Origin of the sequence: Shewanella sp. S1-49-MNA-CIBAN-0167 (genome assembly GCF_040310145.1) — a bacterium.
Lineage (GTDB): Bacteria > Pseudomonadota > Gammaproteobacteria > Enterobacterales > Shewanellaceae > Shewanella > Shewanella psychromarinicola.
This window is the reverse complement of record NZ_JBEOPO010000080.1, coordinates 1-2,866: the sequence shown is the minus strand read 5'-3', so window position 1 is coordinate 2,866 and position 2,866 is coordinate 1. Positions and strand designations below refer to the sequence as shown.

Annotated in this window: 3 protein-coding genes; 1 reads left to right on the top strand and 2 read right to left on the bottom strand. The window is 42.3% G+C overall.

Features of this window, described 5'->3' with window-relative positions; genetic code table 11:
• Window positions 1-192 precede the first annotated feature (192 nt).
• Window positions 193-549: a hypothetical protein gene (locus AAEZ00_RS20370; protein WP_351078489.1), complete on the top strand. Its 357-nt coding sequence runs from the start codon at window positions 193-195 to the stop codon at window positions 547-549.
• A 19-nt stretch (window positions 550-568) separates the two neighbouring features.
• Here AAEZ00_RS20370 and AAEZ00_RS20365 read toward each other — a convergent pair whose 3' ends face one another.
• Window positions 569-1,177 (bottom strand): GNAT family N-acetyltransferase, encoded by a 609-nt coding sequence (locus AAEZ00_RS20365; RefSeq protein ID WP_351078492.1) that lies wholly within the window; start codon window positions 1,175-1,177, stop codon window positions 569-571.
• Window positions 1,178-1,310: 133 nt separating this feature from the next.
• Window positions 1,311-2,462 (bottom strand): methionine adenosyltransferase, encoded by a 1,152-nt coding sequence (gene metK / locus AAEZ00_RS20360; protein WP_124012405.1) that lies wholly within the window; start codon window positions 2,460-2,462, stop codon window positions 1,311-1,313.
• Between the last annotated feature and the right edge of the window lie 404 nt (window positions 2,463-2,866).

Below are 2,866 nucleotides of genomic sequence, written 5' to 3'. Positions count from 1 at the left end.
CTTAGGGGCATCTGGTGATACAGATGGTTCACTCTTATCGCGGTGAACAGCGCTTCATACGACCTCAGGTCGCACGGACATTGACGTGTTAGTTGTGGCCCTATTGTCAGTCAATGCAACACCGATAGCAGGACAAAGAGTTGTTTGATTATCGTTTGCTATCCCGAGCTGAGGTTATTTATTAGGAATATTATGAGTACTGACTTTGAAACCCTTTTTTTACCTTACCTTGGCTTAAGGTTATCGGCGTTTGACAATATGAAGCTGATTGCTGCGGTATTGACTGACGCGAGTGAGACGTTTGAGTGTGTTGCAGCTGATTTACAAGATGAAGATGATCCACAGTTGCAGCCGTCGGGATATTTTGTGTGCTGGCAACAAACGTGGTTATTTTGTGGGGTAACCAATGATTACCATGCAGCGATTACATTGTTTACCCAAGTCGAGCGGATTAATAAGGCGTCAATTTGTGTCAAAGTGGTGCCAGTAATGACCATGCCGCAAGTATCGTTTATGTGTGTTGAAACGGCTCATTTTGATCATTGTTAATGAGCCTATCACCCCGTATTTATGGCGCTGTCACTTCAGCGTCATGGAGTTGCATTATCACTAATGGCCGTTGCTCACTGTGATATCGATGATATAACTGCATTATCTCTGCCGGTAACCTAGCAAACGCACTCGGGTCTATCACCATAAAGTGCTGCCGTTGATATAAGCCAATTAACCAGGGGTGGGCAAATAAGAAGCAATGTCTACTCGTTAATTTGGGCGCGATAAATTGCAATAACTGACTTGAAAGTTGTTGGCCACGATAGTGAGGATGGACTAATAATCCACTTATCAATTGATATTGGCCTATCGGTTTAATTCTTATTGCGGCAACGATTGTTTGCTGATTTAAGTCTGTGCTATCTGTGCCAGAAGAGTGTAGGTGATGAATCACTGCAACCGCTTCTTTTTGGGCTAATCGAGCATAAGGCATATGCTGACGATAAAATAATTTGAGTGCAGACCACGCTTTTATAGCAGAAAGTTTACTGGCACAGTGCTTGATAGCCGTGAGTTCAATCGCAGTCGGATTAGTTGCTCTTGGGTTAACCGCAATGGATTTAGTCGCAACAGATGGCTGGTGGTTTGCCGTTATCTTTGTGTCTAGCCAAGTGGGGTGATACATAACGTGAGCCATTTGTGAGATCAAATAATAGTCTAATAAATCAGATAAAATAAAACCGCCAATGGCGGTTTTATTTTTGATATCGTTTTGCTTAGCCTAAAGTCGCTAGGCTAAGACGATATGCGTTTCTTCATTATAGCCCAGCATCAGCCCGAAGGATTTCAGCTTTATCTGTCGCTTCCCAAGGGAATATATCGCGACCGAAATGACCATAAGCAGCGGTTTGTTGGTAGATTGGACGTGCCAAATCTAGCATTGCCGTTAAGCCATATGGACGTAACTCAAAGTGTTGACGAATCAATTTGATTAACACTTCTTCAGACACTTTACCGGTACCGAATGTTTCAATACTGATAGATGTTGGCTCTGCCACACCAATGGCGTAAGACACTTGAAGTTCACAGCGATCAGCAAGGCCAGCCGCAACAATGTTTTTAGCCACATAACGTGCAGCGTAAGCGGCACTTCGATCTACTTTAGATGGGTCTTTACCAGAGAATGCTCCGCCGCCATGACGGGCCATTCCGCCGTAAGTATCTACGATAATCTTACGTCCGGTTAAACCACAATCACCAACAGGTCCACCAATTACAAAGCGACCGGTAGGATTAATAAAGTATTTAGTGTCTTTATTTAACCATTGTGCCGGTAATACAGGCTTGATGATGGTTTCCATTACCGCTTCAATCAAATCAGCTTGTTTCACGTCTTCACGATGTTGCGTTGACAATACAATCGCATCGATACCGATGATTTTGCCATCGTCATAGGCAAACGTTACTTGGCTTTTCGCATCTGGGCGTAACCAAGGTAGGGTGCCATCTTTACGCACTTCAGACTGACGCTTAACTAATTTGTGCGCGTAAGTGATAGGTGCAGGCATCAATACATCGGTTTCATTGCTGGCATAGCCAAACATTAAGCCCTGGTCACCCGCGCCTTGTTCAGCCGGATCTGAGCGATCAACACCTTGATTAATGTCTGGTGACTGTTTGCCAATGGCGTTCAGTACAGCACATGAATCTGCATCAAAACCCATATCCGAATTGGTGTAACCGATTTCGCGCACGGTTTTACGGGTAATTTCTTCAATATCTACCCAAGCAGAAGTGGTGACTTCGCCGCCCACTAATACCATACCGGTTTTAACATATGTTTCGCACGCAACACGAGCTTTTGGATCTTGCTCAAGTATTGCGTCTAATACCGCATCAGAAATCTGATCGGCGATTTTATCTGGATGACCTTCTGAGACAGACTCAGAGGTAAACAAGTGCTTTGCCATAATAGGAAAATCTCGTTGGTTGCATTTGAATATACGTCTAGACGTCTATTTTAGTCGAAATCGAATCTGATAACACCCCCCCTATACGAATTTAACTTTATAATTGTGCAGTGATGCATGAATATTTTATATTCAAAATAACTATTTTTAGCTTCGTTGCTAATTAACTAATTGATTATAAATAATTTTAGATGTTTTTATGGTTTTTTATAATCACTTTAGTGCCAAAAATTGAACAATATCAGGGTTGATTATTAGGCTTTAAATGGCGATATAAGGTTATGTTTGACTGATATGGCGCTGTTTTCAAGCTTGACTGTCAATAAATAACATGCCTATGCAGTTGGCTCAGTAAGAATGTATTGGCGTGTGAATGATTGCCAAATTTAACAATCTGTTAGGTA